16 protein-coding genes are annotated in these 17798 nt (G+C 51.9%); 6 read left to right on the forward strand and 10 right to left on the reverse strand.

Features of this window, described 5'->3' with window-relative positions; all coding sequences use genetic code 11:
- Nucleotides 1-48: 48 nt before the first annotated feature.
- The 5 genes from ACI0CA_RS09130 to ACI0CA_RS09150 all read right to left on the reverse strand — a co-directional run bounded on the left by ACI0CA_RS09130 (nucleotide 49) and on the right by ACI0CA_RS09150 (nucleotide 6679).
- Nucleotides 49-1644: a PASTA domain-containing protein gene (locus tag ACI0CA_RS09130; protein ID WP_446806990.1), complete on the reverse strand. Its 1596-nt coding sequence runs from the start codon at nucleotides 1642-1644 to the stop codon at nucleotides 49-51.
- A gap of 304 nt (nucleotides 1645-1948) precedes the next feature.
- Nucleotides 1949-2812 (reverse strand): class II fructose-1,6-bisphosphate aldolase, encoded by an 864-nt coding sequence (gene fba, locus ACI0CA_RS09135; protein WP_176820503.1) that lies wholly within the window; start codon nucleotides 2810-2812, stop codon nucleotides 1949-1951.
- A gap of 176 nt (nucleotides 2813-2988) precedes the next feature.
- Nucleotides 2989-4029 (reverse strand): ABC transporter permease, encoded by a 1041-nt coding sequence (locus ACI0CA_RS09140; protein ID WP_412379402.1) that lies wholly within the window; start codon nucleotides 4027-4029, stop codon nucleotides 2989-2991.
- Nucleotides 4029-5513: a sugar ABC transporter ATP-binding protein gene (locus ACI0CA_RS09145; protein ID WP_446806920.1), complete on the reverse strand. Its 1485-nt coding sequence runs from the start codon at nucleotides 5511-5513 to the stop codon at nucleotides 4029-4031. The genes ACI0CA_RS09140 and ACI0CA_RS09145 overlap by 1 nt, the downstream gene beginning before the upstream one ends.
- A gap of 122 nt (nucleotides 5514-5635) precedes the next feature.
- The gene (locus ACI0CA_RS09150; protein ID WP_176820500.1) at nucleotides 5636-6679 is read right to left on the reverse strand and encodes a substrate-binding domain-containing protein; all 1044 of its coding nucleotides are present in this window, start codon (nucleotides 6677-6679) and stop codon (nucleotides 5636-5638) included.
- A gap of 438 nt (nucleotides 6680-7117) precedes the next feature.
- Between ACI0CA_RS09150 and ACI0CA_RS09155 the strand changes: the two genes are divergently transcribed.
- Nucleotides 7118-7945, forward strand: coding sequence for a TrmH family RNA methyltransferase (locus ACI0CA_RS09155; protein ID WP_446806919.1), 828 nt, complete (start codon nucleotides 7118-7120; stop codon nucleotides 7943-7945).
- A gap of 38 nt (nucleotides 7946-7983) precedes the next feature.
- Here the strand turns inward: ACI0CA_RS09155 and ACI0CA_RS09160 are convergent, their stop codons facing one another.
- A complete protein-coding gene (locus tag ACI0CA_RS09160; RefSeq protein ID WP_308449734.1) occupies nucleotides 7984-8508 on the reverse strand; it encodes a nitroreductase family protein in 525 nt (174 codons plus the stop codon).
- 148 nt (nucleotides 8509-8656) lie between these two features.
- Nucleotides 8657-9610, reverse strand: a complete 954-nt coding sequence (locus ACI0CA_RS09165) for a helix-turn-helix domain-containing protein (protein WP_446806918.1) — start codon at nucleotides 9608-9610, stop codon at nucleotides 8657-8659.
- A gap of 281 nt (nucleotides 9611-9891) precedes the next feature.
- Here ACI0CA_RS09165 and ACI0CA_RS09170 point away from each other — a divergent pair, with 281 nt between their 5' ends.
- Complete coding sequence (locus ACI0CA_RS09170; protein WP_446806917.1) at nucleotides 9892-10668, forward strand: ZIP family metal transporter; 777 nt, start codon at nucleotides 9892-9894, stop codon at nucleotides 10666-10668.
- Nucleotides 10669-11053: 385 nt separating this feature from the next.
- Here ACI0CA_RS09170 and ACI0CA_RS09175 read toward each other — a convergent pair whose 3' ends face one another.
- The 3 genes from ACI0CA_RS09175 to ACI0CA_RS09185 form a co-directional block, all read right to left on the reverse strand.
- Nucleotides 11054-11524 carry a hypothetical protein gene (locus tag ACI0CA_RS09175; protein WP_308449732.1) on the reverse strand — a complete coding sequence of 157 codons (471 nt, stop codon included), beginning with the start codon at nucleotides 11522-11524 and terminating at the stop codon, nucleotides 11054-11056.
- A gap of 310 nt (nucleotides 11525-11834) precedes the next feature.
- A complete protein-coding gene (locus ACI0CA_RS09180; RefSeq protein ID WP_213543446.1) occupies nucleotides 11835-12446 on the reverse strand; it encodes a restriction endonuclease in 612 nt (203 codons plus the stop codon).
- Nucleotides 12447-12448: 2 nt separating this feature from the next.
- A complete protein-coding gene (locus tag ACI0CA_RS09185) occupies nucleotides 12449-13957 on the reverse strand; it encodes an LA2681 family HEPN domain-containing protein (RefSeq protein WP_308449731.1) in 1509 nt (502 codons plus the stop codon).
- Between the two features lie 197 nt (nucleotides 13958-14154).
- Between ACI0CA_RS09185 and ACI0CA_RS09190 the strand changes: the two genes are divergently transcribed.
- From ACI0CA_RS09190 to ACI0CA_RS09205, 4 genes are read left to right on the forward strand one after another with little or no spacing between them, the layout of a single operon-like run.
- Complete coding sequence (locus tag ACI0CA_RS09190) at nucleotides 14155-15621, forward strand: ParB/RepB/Spo0J family partition protein (RefSeq protein WP_308449730.1); 1467 nt, start codon at nucleotides 14155-14157, stop codon at nucleotides 15619-15621.
- 53 nt (nucleotides 15622-15674) lie between these two features.
- On the forward strand, nucleotides 15675-16016 hold the full coding sequence (locus tag ACI0CA_RS09195) for a DUF7768 domain-containing protein (protein WP_308449729.1): 342 nt from the start codon (nucleotides 15675-15677) through the stop codon (nucleotides 16014-16016).
- Between the two features lies 1 nt (nucleotide 16017).
- Nucleotides 16018-17103, forward strand: a complete 1086-nt coding sequence (locus ACI0CA_RS09200; protein ID WP_308449728.1) for a DNA cytosine methyltransferase — start codon at nucleotides 16018-16020, stop codon at nucleotides 17101-17103.
- Nucleotides 17090-17797, forward strand: a complete 708-nt coding sequence (locus tag ACI0CA_RS09205) for an antirestriction protein ArdA (protein WP_308449727.1) — start codon at nucleotides 17090-17092, stop codon at nucleotides 17795-17797. The genes ACI0CA_RS09200 and ACI0CA_RS09205 overlap by 14 nt, the downstream gene beginning before the upstream one ends.
- Nucleotide 17798 lies beyond the last annotated feature (1 nt).

The following is a 17798-nucleotide window of genomic DNA, read 5'->3' on the forward strand; positions in this document are numbered from 1 at the left end:
CACCCGCAGGAACGAACCGCCTGCGGGTGTATTGCTTTCTAACCAATTTTACTCGCCGTCTTCCCCGCTGCTTTCCGCGCTGACGAGGATGCCCACAACGGCGCCGTATGCAAGCGCGTCGCCGGGGCTGTCGGACTGATAACCGATGACGCGGCCGATCTTTGTATCTTCGCTGTACTGCGCCACCTGCACCGGCTCAAAGCCCAGCGCTTTCAGCTTTGTCATGGCTTCGTCAGCCATCATATCGGAAATATCCGGCAGCGTACGCAACTGCGGGCCTTTGCATACAGCAATCTTTACCGTGCTGCCGGCCTCGATGATCTCACCCGCGAGCGGATATTGCCCGGTGATTTGTCCCTCCGGCAATGTATCGCTGAATGTTTCTTTGTAGATCTCAAGCTCGAATTTATATTTTTTGTCCTTTTCTGTTAAGGAGAGCAGCTTGTCGTAATCCATACCGACAAGGTTCGGCACCTCAAGCGTTTGCTTTTCTTCGACAACGCCCGGATCTTTGATGAACGCAACGATGCTTTGCGGCGAGAATGGGCTGTCTTTGAACCAAACGCTCGTCACGGCAAAGATGACGACGAGTGTAAACACGAATGACGCGACAAGCCACAGGAAAGTAGGCACGCGACGCTTGCTCGGCGTGCGGCCGGAACCGCTCGGCAGCGAGCGCACCGTTTCGGTCTCGACGAATTTTTCCACAACGGTCGGCTCAGCGGCAAGCTCTGCGGAAAAGCGCGAGAAGCTTGACGTGCGGTGAGAGGGATCAACCTGTAGGCCGTTTGCAATAGCCGGAATAACCTGCTCCGGCAGCTGCTTTAGGATATTTTTGGAGATCATCAGGCGCGGGTCCTGCTTGCGCTTCGGCGCTTCCATGGGCGCGGCGCCCGTGAGCGCAAACAACAACGATGCGCACAGGCCGTAAACGTCCGTGACCTCATCACAGATTTTCGTTTTGGAGTACTGCTCCAGCGCCCAGCAGCCGGGGAAAATATCCTCAATGAGGTCGGTGCCGGCACGGCGCACAGACTGTATGTCAAAGCCCGTAACGATCATTTTATCGTCTTTTGTGATGCGCAGCGTGTTCGGCGAGATGCCGAGGTGCTCGACGTTCTGCGCATGAATGGCGCCGAGCGTGTGAATGACCGGGTAAAAGAACTGTTCGCACTGCGCCCAGCTTAGAACGCCGTGCTCCTCCACGTACTGTCGCAGGGAAACGGACTCTGTGAACGAGAACACGATGTACTGCGTGTTGTTCTGCGAAAACGTATCGATGGCGCGCTGAATGTGTTTTGTATCGGAAACACGCAGGAGCTTCTGCGCATAGCGCTCGAACTCGCTTAAATAGTCGCTGAACTTGAGTTCTGCCCCGCTGACCGGCAGTACGGACGCGCCGGTCTCGCCGCGCACAGCGATGGTATGCGGATAAAACTCACGCACCTCTACCTTCTGCGCCGTTTTGGCTTCCAACGCGGCATATGTAATGCCCGCGCCGTTGACGTGCACGGCCTGTCCCACAAGGTATTTTTCGCCGAGCAATGTACCGTACGGCAGCGCGTTTTTCACCTGATCGCCGTTGTGCCAGCCGCAGTGCGGACAGGTATTGCTGCTGTCCTCCATTGCTTCAAAGCATCTCATGCAATATAATTTGTTCTCTCCCATGCGCTCAGCTTCCTCTCGATCTCCGCTTCGGAATGCGGTGCATTTTTATACAACATCCCCGAAAAATTCTTTTCACTGAACACAGTATACCACATTTTGCCTGTGCTTTCAAGGTGTGTACGCACCCGAAAGCGCGAAGAAACTGTCGGAAAGCTGCAAGGGCCGCAATTTTAATAAAGTTGTAAGGAAAATTTTGCTTTTCTTTTCCGGCATATATTCGGGCAAAAAAAAGAACGCCCCAGTCATAGGAGCGTTCTCTGTAATTCGATTTAAGTTGAAATTAAGCCTTGTCGATGGAACCGAAGAGCTCCATCTTTTCCTTAACGGTAGCCTTAATCGCCTCAAAGCCCGGAGCGAGGAGCTTTCTCGGGTCGAAGCCCTTGCCCTCGAGATCCTTGCCTGCTTCGATGTACTTTCTCGTAGCATCTGCGAAGGAGAGCTGGCACTCGGTGTTGACGTTGATTTTGGAAACGCCAAGGGAGATTGCTTCCTTGATCATGTCGGCCGGGATGCCCGTACCGCCATGGAGAACGAGCGGCATAGTGCCGGTGAGCTTCTGAATCTCAGCGAGAACGTCGAAGTTCAGGCCCTTCCAGTTTGCCGGGTACTTGCCGTGGATGTTGCCGATGCCTGCTGCGAGCATGTCGACGCCGAGGTCAGCAATCATTTTGCATTCCTTCGGGTCTGCAACTTCGCCGCCGCCGATAACGCCGTCTTCCTCGCCGCCGATTGCGCCGACCTCAGCCTCAACAGAGATGCCCTTTGCATGAGCGATGCCGATGAGCTCGGTGGTCTTTGCGATGTTCTCTTCGATCGGATAGTGGGAACCGTCGAACATGATGGAAGAGAAGCCCGCTTCGATGCAAGCCTTAGCGCCTTCGTAGGAGCCGTGGTCGAGGTGCAGAGCAACCGGAACCGTGATCTTCAGGGTCTCCAGCATGCCGTTTACCATGCCAACTACGGTGTTGTAGCCGCACATGTACTTGCCTGCGCCCTCGGAAACACCGAGGATGACCGGGGAGTTGTTCTCCTGAGCCGTGAGCAGGATAGCCTTTGTCCATTCGAGGTTATTGATGTTGAACTGACCGACAGCGTATTTGCCTGCCTTAGCCTTGTCCAGCATTTCCTTTGCAGATACTAACATAAATTCAGCCTCCATGATCCATGAAAGGATTTTTATTTCTTTGTATATTATAGAATATGCAGCGCAAAAAATCAACCCTATTTGAAAATATCGGGCTGTTTCGCGTTATTTTACAAAAAAAAGTAAGACCTTTTCGCGATTTCTTACGACAAGGTCTTACAAAATACCGTTTATGTTCAGTTATCGGAAGACTTGCGCTGGAGCAGGACGGCGGCGATGATGATTGCGCCCTTGAAGGCTTCGCGCAGGAACGGCGGAACGCCGAGGAGATTGAGGAGGTTGTTCATAACGGCGATGATGAGCATACCGAATACAGTACCCACAACGGAGCCCTTGCCGCCGGACATGCTGGTGCCGCCGACGATGACCGCCGCGATGGAATCGAGCTCATAACCGCTGCCGGCGTTTGCCGGGTCCATAGCGCCGATGCGGGAGACCTGCAATACGGCCGCGATAGCGACAACCGCGCCCATCAGCGCATATACGCCGAGCTTTACACGATTGACGTTGATGCCGGAAAGACGGGACGTCTTCTCGTTGGAACCGACCGCGAACACGTGGCGGCCGAACACGGTCTTCTTAGAGACGATGTACAGCACGAGCGCGATGAGGAGCCAATAGAGGATCGGCATAAACATCTGGCCGCCGACCTTCACACGGGCGATCTGCTGAAAACCCGTCGGAACCTTCGGCGAACTGGACTGCATGAACTGCTGCGTCACGCTGCGCAGAATCTTCATGGCACCGAGCGTTGCGATGAACGGCGGAATCTTGCCCGCAGTGACCATGAGGCCGTTGAGGCCGCCGAAAATGATGCCGGCCGCGACGGAGATCAGAATGGCAACTATGTACGCAGGTGCGCCGGTAAGGCCGATCGCGCCGAGCCAGCCGCCGTTTGCGGCGTCGATAAGCGTCATGGTAATGGCGCCGACCGCGACGAGCGTGGAGCCGACGGCAAGATCAATGCCGCCGGAGATGATGACGAACGTCATGCCGAGCGCGATAATACCGACGCTGGAGTTGTTACGGAGAATGTTCATCCAGTTGTTAATCCATGCGCCGAACCATTCGCCGAAGCTTGCATAGTCAAAGCCGAGCGCGAGCGTCTGCAGAATAACCATGACGATCAGTGCAATGCCTGTGGAAAACAGCGCATTATTCTTCCAATTATCGCGGAACCATGCGCCAAAGCCCTTTTTGTTTGTTTTTTCGTTCATTATACCTGTCCCCCTGTTGCAAGGCGCATGATGGCCTGCTCATTCATTTCATCGCCGACAAGCTCGCCCTGCACGCTGCCGTGGAACATCACGACGGTGCGGTCGCACACGCGGATAATCTCCTGGGCCTCGCTGGAAAGTACAATGACGGCGACGCCCGCCTCTGCGAGCTTCAGGATAATATCGTAGATTTCCTCCTTAGCACCTACGTCCACGCCCTGTGTGGGGTTATCGAACACAAGCACCTTTGGGTTTGCATCCAGCCACTTTGCCAGCACCACCTTCTGCTGGTTGCCGCCGGAAAGGCTGCCGATGAGATCTTTTGCGGAGCCGAGCTTGATGTGCAGCTCTTTTTCGAAATCATCAAAATCCTTTTCAATCTTCTTCGAGTGCAAAAAGCCCATCTTGCTGTCTCTGGGCCATGTGACGACCGTGCCGTTTTCAAGAATACTCATATCCTTGATGATGCCGTTTTCCTTGCGGTTGCGCGGCACATAGCCGACGCCGGCCTTGAGCGCCTGCCCCGTAGTGCGGATATGCACGGACTTGCCCTCGACTTCTACCGTACCGGAAGCCCCGTGTATTGCGCCGAAAACCGCCTGAAACAGCTCACTTCTGCCGTCGCCCAAAAGGCCCGTGAAACCGAGCACCTCGCCGGCATGCACTTCAAAGCTGACGTTTCTGAAATGCGGCTCCAACGTCATACCCTTGCCTCTTAAAATAACATTACCAATCTTTTTCTCACGGCGGAGCGACTGTGTGCGCACATCGTGGCCGACCATGTCGCGCGCCAGCATATCGACAGAGGTCTCCGAGACAAGGCCGGAGGAAACCATATTGCCGTCTCGCAGCACTGTGTAGCGTGTGCAGATCTCCATGACCTCGCGCAGCTTATGAGAAATGAACACAATGCCTACGCCGCTCTTTCTCAGCGTATTCATCATATCGAACACACGGCGAATTTCCGGCTCCGTAAGCGAAGTGGTCGGCTCGTCCATGATGATGATGGAAGCCTCCATCAAAAGTGCGCGGGCAATCTCGACAATCTGCTTATAGGAAGCATCGAGGTCGCGCACCATGATACGCGGGTCGAGGTCAAGGTCCATTTTTTTGAAAACTTCGTTCGTTTTCACAATCATCGCGGCGGAATCCAGAAAACGGTTCTTCTTCCGCAGCTCGTGGCCGATAAACATATTCTCGTAAATGGCAAGATCATTTACAAGGTTTAATTCCTGATGGATAAAAGCAATGCCATGCTTCAGGGAATCCGCCGGCGTTTGAAACGCAACACGCTTGCCGTCCAATAGGATCTGACCCTGATCCGCATGATGGACGCCGCCGAGAATATTCATCAGGGTAGATTTTCCGGCGCCGTTTTCACCGAGCAGCGCGCAGATCTCGCCGCCGTTTAAGGTAAACGAAACGTCCCGCAGAACATCGTTTGCACCGAAGGATTTGTAGATCCCCTTCATTTCAAGTGTCATACATACACTTTCCTTTCTGTATGGCGTACAAATAGGAGATCTGCCGCCCATAGAAGACGGCTATCCCCTTTTAACAAAAAAGGCTGCTGCTTGCGCAACAGCCCCTTTGCAGAACTTTTAAATTAGTAAACGGTGTTCTCCGGGTCGAGGTACTCGTCAACATTGTCTCTGTCAACAACTGTCGTCGAGATAATCTTGACCGGCTCTACGTCCTTGCCTGCGAGAACGTCAAGTGCCATATCAACAGCGTCCTTGACCATCAGCGGGCTGTAAAGAGAAGACTCAATCCAAATGTTCTCGTTTTCCTTCATCATGTTGAAGTACTCCTGGCAGCCGCCGCCACCGGTGATGACCTTAATGTCGTCACGGTTTGCTTCGGAAATAGCCTGCAGAACACCGATGGAAGTCTCGTCGTCCATGGAGTAAACAGCGTCGATGTGATCGTTGCTGGTGAGGATGTCGGCGAAGTCAGCCTGACCGGCTTCACGGGTGAACTGCGTAGCATACTCAACAATCTCCATATCCGGCGCAATCTCCTTGATGGTATCCATGAAGCCCTTCTTACGGAGCTCTGCAACGGAACCGGAGGTCGGAACGTCGAGAACGACGACTTTGCCGGTGGTGCCGATTTTATCGACAATGTACTTAGCGCCTTCAACGCCCATGGATTCGTTATCGCCGGATACACGGTAAACGCCGTCCGCTGCGATCTCGATATCGAAGTTTACAACAACGATGCCCTCATCGATTGCTTCCTGAATCGGCACTTCCATGCCTTCCCACTGCGGGAAAGCAACGATAGCTTCTGCGCCCCAAGACTTGAGGTCATCGATCTGAGAAGTCATTTCCTCAGCGTTGTTGCTGGTGTAGAGCTTGTAGTCGACAGTGTCGCTCAGCTCTTTGCAGCGCTGCTCAGCGTAATATGCAACGCCTGCGACCCAACCGTGGGTAACAGCCGGTGCAAGGATGCCGATCTTGGTCTTTTCCGTGGAAGTGCTTTCCTCGGAAGACGCGGAAGACTCGGATGCTTCTGCAGAGGATTCAGAGCTGACAGCACTGGATTCCTCAGAGGCAGAGCTTGTGGAAGAGGTTCCGTTGCCTGCGCATGCTGCGAAGGTGACGCAGAGAAGCGCGAGCGCCAGAACAATGCTCAATACCTTTTTCATGTGTGTTTCCTCCTGTATCTGCGATCTGCCGCAGATGATCTGAAATATTTTGAGACGTTGTGAATAAACTGTAAACGCCTCATACACTGGGTATTTTACTCTTTGTTGTATACTTTGTCAATGATATTTCATGAAAATTTTACGTTTTTGAGCGGTTTTCTTTATAAGCGGCGTTCTTCCTACCCTATCTACTTGATTTTCTGCTTTGCGGTGTGATAAAATATTTGGGAATATGGGGCGGGTTTGCGCTTTGCAGCTTTTTAACGCCTCGCTCTACTCATCGTTCGGGAACCCCCTAATTGGGTTTCCCGAGCAAAACAGTCCACCGAACGCGTGCGTTCGGTTTAAGCTTCTTGAAAAAGCTTGCGCAAAACTTTGTGCGTTCGCTTTACTTTAGCTTAGATATCTTCAATATTAAATAGTTGAAAGTGTGTTTTTATGGCAAATATCATTCCCATCACGTCTTTTTCCGCGCCGGAGCTGGACGTTTTTGCGCGGCTTACGGAAAACCAGCTTGTCAACCGCGCCGACCCCGCAAACGCAATGTTCATTGCGGAAAGCCCGCTCGTTATCGGCCGCGCCTTAGACGGCGGTTGCGTGCCGCTCTCTTTTTTAATGGAAACGAAGCATGTGGAGGGCAAGGCTGCAGAAATTCTATCTCGCTGCCCCGAAGACATTCCCGTTTACACGGCGGAGCTGGACGTTTTAACACAACTGACGGGCTTTAAGCTGACCCGCGGCATGCTGTGTGCGATGCGCCGCCCGGCTTTGAAAAGTGTTGCGGAAGTTTGCACAAATGCGCGCCGCATTGCCGTGCTCGAAAATGTGATGAACCCCACAAACATCGGCGCAATCTTCCGCAGTGCGGCGGCGCTCGGCATGGACGCGGTTTTGCTGACCGCCGCCGGCAGCGACCCGCTGTATCGCCGCGCGAGCCGCGTGAGCATGGGCACGGTATTTCAGGTGCCGTGGACGTATCTGCCCGAAGACGTTTCGTGGCAGGATACGCTGCACGGTCTCGGCTTTAAGACGGCCGCCATGGCGCTGCGCGACGACACGCTTCCCCTCTCTGACCCGCATTTGGAGAAAGAGCCGAAGCTCGCCGTTGTGCTTGGCACCGAAGGTGACGGCCTTGCAAACACGACGATCGAGCATTGCGACTACACAGTGAAGATTCCCATGTCGCACGGTGTGGACTCGCTGAACGTTGCCGCCGCAAGCGCCGTGGCGTTTTATCAACTCGGCACACTGCACAACAAAGCATGAGAAAAGGACGCTGCCCACCGGGGCAACGTCCTTCGTTTTTACCACTTTTCAAAATGCACGCGGTTTTCTTCGTAGCGGCTTTCACGCGGTTCTTTATTCTCTTTCGCGGGATAGCCGAGTGCAAGAGCGGAATGCGGCACGATAGTCTCCGGCAGGTTAAACAGTGCGGCTTGCTTTTCAACACGGTCCATCTGCGGCCATGTGCCGAGCCACACAGAGCCGAGGCCGAGTGCATCGGCGCAAAGCGTCATATTCTGCACGGCAATGGCGCCGTCGATGATCCAATAGTCCTTCGCGGGTGGGAATGCACGCTCGAGATCGCCGCAGATCAGAATGGCGGCCGCAGCCTTTTTCAGCGGCTGTGCCGGTCTACCGTTCGCCTCTGCCATTTCAAGCAGCTTTTCGCGGTCGGTGACGACGATGAACGACCAATCGCGCGCATTCACGCAGCAAGGGCCACTCATGCCGGCCTCTAAAATCCGGTGCAGCTTCTCTTCTTCAATGGGCTGTGCGGTGAAATCCCGCACGCTTCTGCGATTAAAAAGGTTTTGCAAAGCATCCATACGGGCACACTCCTTTATGTTTTTCGAAGTCGTTTTGATTTTACCGTTATTCTACCACACAAAGGAAAAGGTTACAAGTGAAACTTTTCTGAGATTCTAAAAGCACTGAAGCACCGTTATATTGGAACTTCATTGCTTTATTTTGGATTTATCGCAACGCGCTGCGGTATTCAGCGGGCGTCATGTGCTTTACTTTTTTGAATGCCGCCGCAAACTTACTGGCGCTGTCGTATCCGACCTGTGCGGCAATCTCGGCAATGTTCCGGCGTTTTTCACGCAACAAAATTTCCGCCGCGTAATTCATGCGGTAATCGGTGAGCCACGCGCCGATGGATGTGCCGTACGCTGTCTTAAAGCAAGTCTTCATCGGCGTCAGCGCAAAATCGAATCGTGCGGAAAGCTCTTCCTGCGTGAAGTTTTCGGAGATATGCTCGGCGAGAAAATCGCGCACGGCCTTGGTTTTTTCAAGCTGCGTCTTATAAAAGTACGGATGCGCCGCGTTTTTCTTCGGCGGCGTCATGCTGTCGAGCGCGAGCAGCAGCTCCAGTATTTTGATTTGAAAATAGGAAATACGTGCTTTTTCCGGCACGCGGTACATTTCCTCAAAGATGTGCGCGACTCGCTCCGTGCACGCAATGACCTTAGGCATTTCGTTCAGCGCAAAGCGGCGCAAAATCGCCGCCGGGGTAACGGAAAAGCCCGCCATGACGTTCGGCAGGGAACGCGAGGCCTGCTCCGGGTCGAGCGTGACCACGAGTCCATGGTAATGGCCGGAGGGCAAGTCGAGCTTCTGCGAGCATGACGCGCCGTTTTCAAGCTTCATCTCACCGGCGCTCACATAGGAAAAAGCGCCTTCTCCCAACGCGTAGGCCATGCGCCCTTCGCGGCAGTGTTCGATCGTGAGCCGCACACGGTCGTCGGTCTTTCCGCATACGCAGTGCGTCATGTGCAGATCTCGAAACCGAAGCTCCACACCCGGAAAAATGGTATAGCATGTCACAGTGCCCTCGCCCGTCTCGTTGCGCAGCTGCCACACGGCACAGCCGTCACTTTCCGCAAGCAGCATCGTGTTTTGCTCTTCTTGTTGTATCGCGTCACGCATGATACGCGCCCCCTAACATTATGTTCTGACTGCGGGAAAAGAGGCCGTTGCCCGCGTGCGGCATTATTTAAAAGTTAGCAACTTCTAACTCAAATTCAAAAATAAAAGTGAAATTTTCGCTCTATTTGGTCTTTTCGCCCTATTTTCTTGCTAGTGATCTTTTATGCGCCAAAACAGAATTTCTCGGTTCACGGTTGACTTCTTCTTTAATTTCATGTATGCTATATTCGAAAGTTAGCTAAAACTAACTTATTCGATTTCACTGTATACGGAGGATACATATGGAAACATTTTACGGCATATTGATTCCGTTTCTTGGCACCTCGCTCGGCGCAGCGTGCGTGTTCTTCATGAAAAAATCGCTCAGCGATCGCGTACAGCGCAGCCTGACCGGCTTTGCGGCAGGTGTGATGGTGGCGGCTTCGGTATGGAGCTTATTGATCCCCGCCATAGAGCAATCCGCAGCGCTCGGCAAGCTCTCGTTTCTGCCGGCAGCGATCGGATTTTGGGCAGGCGTTTTGTTCCTGCTTTTGCTTGACCACACCATCCCCCACCTGCACCGCAGCAGCGAACAGGCGGAAGGCCCGAAAAGCCGACTGCACCGCACCACAATGATGATGCTTGCCGTCACGCTGCACAATATTCCGGAGGGTATGGCCGTAGGCGTGGTGTACGCCGGGTACCTTTCCGGCAGCGCACAGATCACCGCCGCAGGCGCACTTGCACTTTCGCTCGGCATTGCCATTCAAAATTTCCCCGAAGGCGCCATCATCTCCATGCCGTTGCACGCTGAAGGCATGAAAAAATCGCGTGCGTTTTTGGACGGCGTGCTTTCCGGCGCGGTGGAACCCATCGGTGCCGTGCTGACCGTTTTGGCTGCCCGGCTCGTTGTGCCGGCGCTGCCGTACCTTTTGAGCTTCGCCGCCGGAACAATGCTGTACGTCGTCGTAGAGGAGCTTATCCCCGAAATGTCACAGGGCACGCACTCCAACATCGGCACGGTGTTTTTTGCCGTGGGCTTTACCGCTATGATGATCTTAGACGTTGCGCTTGGGTGAACGGTGTGAATGCCATTTTAAACGCTTTGCTCTTTTCAGCCTTAACGACTCCGTTTCATCGCGCAAAAAGTTAGTTTGTTCTAACCCTCAAATCTATTATAGCGCGCCATTCAAAAAAAATCAAGGGCATACCGAAAAAGCATTTCATCTTTAATGCGGTATGCCCTGTTTCGATCTCCTCGGTTTTTTCAAAAGTTCCGCATATAGCAAAAATTCCTGACTTTCCGAAGAAAATCAGGACTTTGGTGGAGACGGACGGGATCGAACCGTTGACCTCTTGAATGCCATTCAAGCGCTCTCCCGGTTAGTGCGGTTACATACCCCCTAAACCGGGTCAAAAGAGCGCTTCAATACGCGGGCTTCTCCACCATAAGAAAGCTTGGCTTTAAGCACATATATATTCTTTGACTTCGCGTGCGATTTGCTCCCAAATATCATCAGGTAATTCTTTGAAATTATAATATTTCCCAGCATACATAGATTGATAGTCATAGTTTTCGGGTAGTACGCTCCCGCTCGTTGTTCTCTTGTCATCCCATGCAACAGCGTATGAGTGAAACTCGTGAATCAAGGACAAAAGAGCATCAATATCTTTAATTCTCCAACCCATGACATAGTCTTTTGTTGCACGCTTTGCGGCCTCGATGTCTGTAAACTGAAAACACCCTTGCACATCACAAGTCCCCGGAATTCTCTGTTTGATTGCATTAAGCGCTATGTCAGAATACTTCTGGCACAGCTCATAAAACTGTGTGCTTTCAAGGTTTTCAACGCCTGGCCATAGCAGGTCAATCTGTTCCTTTTTATTTTGTAATCCAAGATAAAAATAATCCTTGGAGTCGTTAATTACGCTCATAGATACACCTCCCATTTAATTTTGCGCTATTATTATATCATACGCTATTGCAAAAAGCGACAGAAAATTACGTTTTGAGAATTGCACTGTCCGAGGAGACTGTGGGGGCGTTTTCCAATATCCCAAACAGAAAGGAGGTTTCCCACTGCTGGCCAGTCTGCTGACTGGTCTTTTTTATGCCATGTCGAAGAAAGTTAATTGTGGCAGGCGATATAGAGAACATCAACCCCAAGATCAAGGAGCCAAAGCGGCTTGAGACAAAATGTCCCAAAGGATTATTTGTTAACCGATATGTAAGATACAAAGGGGGTTACCTTGGTAGTATATCTTTATGCGCTAAAACAAATTCCCGCCTTATCGCTTCCAGCATTTTGGGAGAAGGATAAATTGTTTTGTCCGGAAAATCCATTGTTGCATACTCTTTGGCGTAGTATTTTGGCATTCGATTATACCAGTCCAACATAAGGTGGAGTTTTTGCTTCTGTTCTTCTGTTTCTGGAGTGGCGGCATTCATAATGTGCATTACATTTCTATTAATGACTTGCAAAAGTGCTATTCCATGTTTCTTGGCGTATTCATACGCTCCACTTTGAAAGCCACAGGTGGAGATCATAATTCCTTTATGTGCACCAAGGCTTTTTACTTTATCGGCTAACACAGCAACTTTCTCACGAGAAACGGGAGAAGAGTATCTCTTGCACTCTGCTATGACTTTGAACTCAACGCCCATGGCAATAAACCTTGCATAGACATCTATTTGGTATGTACCATCATCAGCAGGAATAGATACATTATGCTGGATCGAGAAGTCTGATAAATGCTCAGCTTCTGCATAGCCCTTCAATATTTCCAAGCAAAGTTCTTCAAATTCCGTTGGGGATATACTCGCAACGAATTCTCGATAAGGATTGATTGCCCCCATTATTACTCCTCCATGGATGCTCTTTTATCTTTTTCTCTATCAAAATTTACTGCAAGGCAAAGGTATATTATCAACTCCCTTGCCAACTTTAAGAGACGGAATGTATTATTTTCAATTTTTTCCTCGGTAGTATATTTTGTAAAAGATGTATTATGCGATTGCGTTCCAGTGCGTAGACAATTATGCTCTATGTCGTTTCTCATCTGGAAGATTCGTTCTGCGTGAGGGGTAGTAACATTAATTTCTTTTCTTTCGTAGAAATCTTTTTGGAGCCAATACATTGCTTTAACCAGAGGGTTATCCGAATGAGTATTCATGATAGGCTTGGGAATTGTGAAATACACTTGTCCATTTCCATCAATCAGTTGTTCTTTCCATATATTTTTGAAACTTACTTTTGTATCTGTAAGCCCCACTTCAAAATACTGGTTGATAAAAAATCCAATCCTATCAAATAGAGAGTATGCTGCCTTAAAGGCAGTTCGTAACATACTTTCTCTTAAAGAATGATCTGAAGAATCCCCCGTATCAACTAAATCCAATTCCCGATCCGAATAATGCTCGTTTGCTTCTTCCGTTGATGTCTTATACCATAAGAGTCTGGCCCAATTATATTCTTGCTTGATTTGGTTAAACAGGCCAATGAATTCTTTTTCTCTGTCACTATATGGCGCTTCAAAGGGAAGATTGATGCTATCAACTGCAAAGCAGTGATCAGATAATATTTCCAAACACGGGTCTAAGAAAAGTCGGAATAAAAGCAAATAGTTTCGATAATCGGCTTCATCTTGGTTGTCTACTTCAAATAGTGGAAGTTCTAGTGGTTTGTTCAAATAGTTCTCAACATATGCAGAATCGAACAAAGAAATATTGGATTTCAAACCTTCCAAATAATCTTGATCTTCTAGGTTTATCTTGCAACGTTCTGTTTGCTTATAATAGTAATAGCAGGCATGATGATAGTAGCTCTGCTCATAACGTTTGATTTGCAACGGTGCACACCTAAACAGCAAAAACGATAGATTGAGACTTGCCATCGCAAAATCATTGCTAATCAGCAAAGCGTCTTGAAAACAGTCTATTGCCACAATATGGCGACCTAATGCTCGATAAGCGTTTCCGAGATTTGTGTATGACCGCATGGCAATATACTGAGCTACTTTTACTTCAGCACTGTCGCTGTCTGCATCATAATAATTGGTTTCATACATATCTAAGGCGCAGCGCAAATGGTATAATTCTTTTTCAAGGTAACGCTCGCTATATACTCCTTCAATCATGCGGAGATCGTGATATGCATTCGCAATGTCATAATGAATCTGCATTTTGGTCGATATATTATGCTCGCCAGACAGCAAGGCTTCCGCTAACTTGATAGTGGGCGGAATTTCCTTAGCATTCTTGTCGAGGTATAAATTGTCAAAGGCCATAGACAAGTCTCTAACGGATTTATCTATGACAGTAGAAAAATTGTTCTCAAATTCAGCTATTTTCTCTTTGTAGTTTGGCATACCAACAGTCCTCTATTTCTTCCGAAAACTAATCATAGAACACATTAATTATAGCATCAAATTCTAGTATTTTCTACAATAATAATACCGTTCAATAGGACAACGGGCGGTAATGTACACCTTTCTGAAAGGAGGTTTCCCGTTGCTGGCCAGTCTGCGGACTGGCTTTTTTCATGCCACGAAAAGGAGGTTTGCAAATGGCAGATGATAAGAAAAACATTCCCGAGGCAGCCCAGCCCGCCGAGACTCCCGCTCCCACGGTAGAAAATGTAGCCGTGCCGGAGCAGCCCGCTCCCGAGCCTGTGCTGACCGACGCAGAGGCGGTCATGCTGGAGCACGAGGGGCACGCGGCGCTCTTTGAAATGGGCGATGCCATGCCCGATCCCGCCGACGCTGTTACCCACGCCGAGGTGGAGGAGCCTGCCGCGCCCGAAGTCCCCAAGGCTGAAAAGGAACAGGAGCAGCCGCCCACTCCCGGCAAGGACGATCCCGCCCCGGCACATTCCGGCAAGGTGGTGGATTTTGTCGCTGCCCGTGACGAGGCTGCCAAGGAGGAGAAAAAGGCGGTCAAGCAGAAGCCGCCCACGGAAAAGGACAAGGCCGCCAAGCCCGGCAGAGGTCGCCCGTCCAAGGATGGCAAGGCCGCTCCCGATAAGACCAAGCCGTCCAAACCTCGGGACAAAAAGTCCCAAAGCAAGCCCATCCCGGAGAAGCCTGCCGTGGATAAGGGCGGCGCTCCCGCTGGGGCGGAGGCCACGCCGGAGCCGTCTGCGCCCCGTGACGCAACCCGCGCCGAAAAAGAGGAGATCGTCTATCTCAACCTGTCTGACCTGCACCCGTTCAAAGATCATCCCTTTGGTGTCCGGGACGATGCGGAGATGCAGGGACTTGTGGAGTCGGTTAAGGCGGCAGGCGTCAATCAGCCTGCGCTGGTGCGTCCCCGTGAGGATGGCGGCTATGAAATCATCGCAGGCCACCGCCGCCAGCGGGCAAGCGAACTCGCCGGATTTGCGAATATGCCGTGTATCGTCCGCAACATGACGGACGATGAAGCCATCCTCGCCATGACGGATGACAACCTCCGCCACCGTGAGCGCATTTTGCCCACAGAAAAGGCACAGTCGCTCAAAATGCAGGTGGAGGCCATCAAGCACCAAGGCTCCCGCCCCGGTGAGGAGGACAAGGACGCCGGAAAACGCTCTACGCAGGTCGTGGGAGATCGCAACGGCATGAACTACAAGCAGGTGCAGCGGTATATCCGCCTGACCGAGCTTGTGCCGGATTTGCAGAAAATGGTGGACGAGAAAAAGCTGGCGTTCACCCCAGCGGTGGAGATATCATTCATCCGTCCCAAAAATCAGAGATATATCGCCGTGTCCATCGAGGGGCAGCAGTCCTCGCCCTCGCTGTCGCAGGCACAGAAAATGCGGGAGCTGGACAAGGACGGCAAACTCAACGGCGATGTGATCGACGGGATTCTGTCGCAGGAGAAAAAGGAGGTAGACAAGGTGATCATCAATAGTGCGGAACTGGAAAAGTATTTCGGCAAGGACAAGTCCCCGAGGGAAATGAAGGACAAAATCATTTCTCTGCTGGATGACTGGAAGGCCAAGCAGCCGCCCGAGCTGGGTAAGCCCGAAAAGAAAACAGATCTTGAAAAGTGACCTTGGGACTTTTTGTCCCGAGGTCTTTCGTTTATGAATTGGAGGTTTTTACAATGAAACGACCCCTCGCATATATCACCGCTGCATGGTGCGGCAGCGACCACGAAAACGCAAAGCTGGCGGCGCAGTATTGCCGCGCTGTCTATGAGGCGGGCTTTTCGCCTATTTGTCCGACGCTCTATCAGCCGCTTTTCCTCAATGACGCCGTTCCCGAGGAGCATAAGAGCGGCATCGACATGGGGCGCGACCTGCTCCGCCGTTCTCATGTGCTGGTGGTGTGCGGTCATACCGTCACCGAGGCCATGAAAAATGACATCGCCGTTGCCCAGCGGCTCGGGATCACCGCCACCACCCTTGAGGGCATATTGACCGTCAAGGGACAGGGACGCAGATAAGATGACGGCGCTCCGGCTGGGGAGCCTGTTTGACGGGATCGGCGTATTCCCGCTGGCGGCGGTGCGCTGCGGCATTGAGCTGGTATGGGCAAGCGAGATTGAAAAAGCCCCTATCTCCATCACGAAACGCCACTTTCCCGATATGGCGCATTTGGGGGATGTGACGAAGCTGGACGGGCGGGATCTCCCGCCCGTCCATATCATCACCTTTGGCTCACCATGTCAAAATCTTTCGCAGATCGGCAACCGCAAGGGGCTTGCGGGAGAAAAGTCCAGCCTGTTCTTTCAAGCCATCCGCATTATCCGTGAAATGAGGGAGGCGACAAATGGTCTATTTCCAGCAATCGCTGTTTGGGAAAACGTCATGGGAGCGTTTTCATCAAATGACCGGATGGATTTTAGAGCCGTCCTATCCGCTTTCACAGACACCGATGTTTCAATGCCTGCTTCTGGAAGATGGGCAGGAGCCGGAATGGTGCGAGGGCGAACGCCTGACCTCTGCTGGCGGCTCATGGACGCCCAGCATTGGGCAAGCCCCCGGCTGGCACGACGGCAGCGCATCTTTCTTGTGGCAGACTTTGGAGGACGGCGTTCCCACGAAATACTTTTTAAGCCCCGCACAATGCAGTCACTTCCTGCACTTGGCGGAGATCGCGGGCTGCCCGCCGCCTGCGGAGATCGAGGCTCTTTTATTGAAGCAGGGCGGCGTGTACCAATTACCCGACCCTTTCAATGCTTCCGTATGCGGGCGTCCGCCAAGGAACGGACGGAAACAGCGTTCCGAAACAGCTTCGGACTGCCAACTGACCCTTTTCCCACTCTGTTAGCGGGCGGCATTTCGCCCTTTGCCTTTTGGTATGAGGATGATCCCGCCGGGGGCTGCGTCCGCTTTCCCACGGAAACGGAATGTGAGCGGCTGATGGGGCTGCCGGAGGGCTGGACAAGGTACGGTGCGGACGACGAGAAAATCCTATCCTCCCACCGCTACCGGGCGTTGGGAAACGCCATCGCGCTGCCCTGCGCCGAGTACATCATGGCAGGGATTGCGGAGGCGCTGACAAAAGGAGGTGCAAATGACGGTATTTGAAGCCTACATCACCAACCTCGGCAAATACGCCGAGGGGCAGCTTGTGGGGGAAACGCTGAAATTTCCGGCCACCACAGAGGAGGTGCAATCGCTCTTAAAGAACATCGGCGTGGACGGTGTGCGGTATGAGGAGTTTTTCATCACCGCCTTTGACGGCGATGTGATGGGCTTATACGACTATCTCACCGAGTATGAAAACTTGGACGAGCTGAACCATCTGGCGCACCTCATTTCCGAGCTGGACAGCGACGAGATCGAAACGCTGGAGGCCGTACTCAACAAGGGCGACCATACTTCCAGCGTGGCGGACATCATCAACCTCGTTCACAATCTGGACTGCTACGATCTGCACCCCGGCGTGACCGACGATGAAACGCTGGGGCGCATCTATGTGGAGGACATGGAGCTGTTGGATGTGCCGGATAATGTGCTGCCCTACTTCGATTTTGAAGCCTATGGGCGGGATATGCGGATCAATGAAGGCGGCCACTTCGCCCCCACGGGCTATCTGACCCGCAGCGGCGATTTCAAGGAGGTGTACCACGGCATCGAGGACATTCCCGCCGAACACCGCATTTTTACGTACCCCAAGTTGAATATCCGGGAGCAGATGGCGGCCTACAAGGAGGTCATAGACCGTTCCTCTTTGGAGGGCGAACGCCTGCACCCGAGAAAGGAGCATGATGAACGCTGAC

Origin of the sequence: Hominenteromicrobium mulieris, assembly GCF_046197855.1 — a bacterium.
Classification (GTDB): domain Bacteria; phylum Bacillota; class Clostridia; order Oscillospirales; family Acutalibacteraceae; genus Hominenteromicrobium; species Hominenteromicrobium mulieris.

Bases quoted from the DNA above. Each gene is read 5' to 3' on its own strand.
- fba (WP_176820503.1), bottom strand. From the start codon at position 2,812: ATGTTAGTATCTGCAAAGGAAATGCTGGACAAGGCTAAGGCAGGCAAA.
- ACI0CA_RS09170 (WP_446806917.1), top strand. From the start codon at position 9,892: ATGGAAACATTTTACGGCATATTGATTCCGTTTCTTGGCACCTCGCTC.
- ACI0CA_RS09205 (WP_308449727.1), top strand. From the start codon at position 17,090: ATGACGGTATTTGAAGCCTACATCACCAACCTCGGCAAATACGCCGAG.
- ACI0CA_RS09160 (WP_308449734.1), bottom strand. From the start codon at position 8,508: ATGGATGCTTTGCAAAACCTTTTTAATCGCAGAAGCGTGCGGGATTTC.
- ACI0CA_RS09140 (WP_412379402.1), bottom strand. From the start codon at position 4,029: ATGAACGAAAAAACAAACAAAAAGGGCTTTGGCGCATGGTTCCGCGAT.
- ACI0CA_RS09145 (WP_446806920.1), bottom strand. From the start codon at position 5,513: ATGACACTTGAAATGAAGGGGATCTACAAATCCTTCGGTGCAAACGAT.
- ACI0CA_RS09180 (WP_213543446.1), bottom strand. From the start codon at position 12,446: ATGGGGGCAATCAATCCTTATCGAGAATTCGTTGCGAGTATATCCCCA.
- ACI0CA_RS09130 (WP_446806990.1), bottom strand. From the start codon at position 1,644: ATGAGATGCTTTGAAGCAATGGAGGACAGCAGCAATACCTGTCCGCAC.
- ACI0CA_RS09175 (WP_308449732.1), bottom strand. From the start codon at position 11,524: ATGAGCGTAATTAACGACTCCAAGGATTATTTTTATCTTGGATTACAA.
- ACI0CA_RS09195 (WP_308449729.1), top strand. From the start codon at position 15,675: ATGAAACGACCCCTCGCATATATCACCGCTGCATGGTGCGGCAGCGAC.
- ACI0CA_RS09185 (WP_308449731.1), bottom strand. From the start codon at position 13,957: ATGCCAAACTACAAAGAGAAAATAGCTGAATTTGAGAACAATTTTTCT.
- ACI0CA_RS09200 (WP_308449728.1), top strand. From the start codon at position 16,018: ATGACGGCGCTCCGGCTGGGGAGCCTGTTTGACGGGATCGGCGTATTC.
- ACI0CA_RS09150 (WP_176820500.1), bottom strand. From the start codon at position 6,679: ATGAAAAAGGTATTGAGCATTGTTCTGGCGCTCGCGCTTCTCTGCGTC.
- ACI0CA_RS09190 (WP_308449730.1), top strand. From the start codon at position 14,155: ATGGCAGATGATAAGAAAAACATTCCCGAGGCAGCCCAGCCCGCCGAG.
- ACI0CA_RS09155 (WP_446806919.1), top strand. From the start codon at position 7,118: ATGGCAAATATCATTCCCATCACGTCTTTTTCCGCGCCGGAGCTGGAC.
- ACI0CA_RS09165 (WP_446806918.1), bottom strand. From the start codon at position 9,610: ATGCGTGACGCGATACAACAAGAAGAGCAAAACACGATGCTGCTTGCG.